The 251-nt window shown below is 41.4% G+C and carries 1 pseudogene; it reads left to right on the top strand.

Features of this window, described 5'->3' with window-relative positions:
- A pseudogene (locus tag H5203_RS22645) lies at positions 1-251 on the top strand (transposase); the annotation flags it as partial.

Genomic DNA, 251 nt, shown 5'->3' with positions numbered 1-251 from the left:
AAACGTATTATCGAACGTCACCAATCACAAGATAGCCTGAGCGAAGAGTTGATAACACAGGATTTAAAGCAAAAAGAAAAGCTGGATAAAAGTGCAGATAAAATCACGGAGTTCTTAGCGACCCATGAGGAAAAAACGGGCAGCAAAGGCAAGCCCATTAAAAGTAATATTACCGACCCTGATAGCGCGAAAATGACCACGTCAAAAGGTACAATCCAAGGCTACAACGGGATAGCGATAAATGACGATAA

Source organism: Pseudoalteromonas sp. SG41-1, from assembly GCF_014164575.1.
GTDB classification, from domain to species: Bacteria; Pseudomonadota; Gammaproteobacteria; order Enterobacterales; family Alteromonadaceae; genus Pseudoalteromonas; species Pseudoalteromonas rhizosphaerae.
Note: the sequence above shows the minus strand (reverse complement) of the source record. Positions and strands in the feature narration are given on the sequence as shown.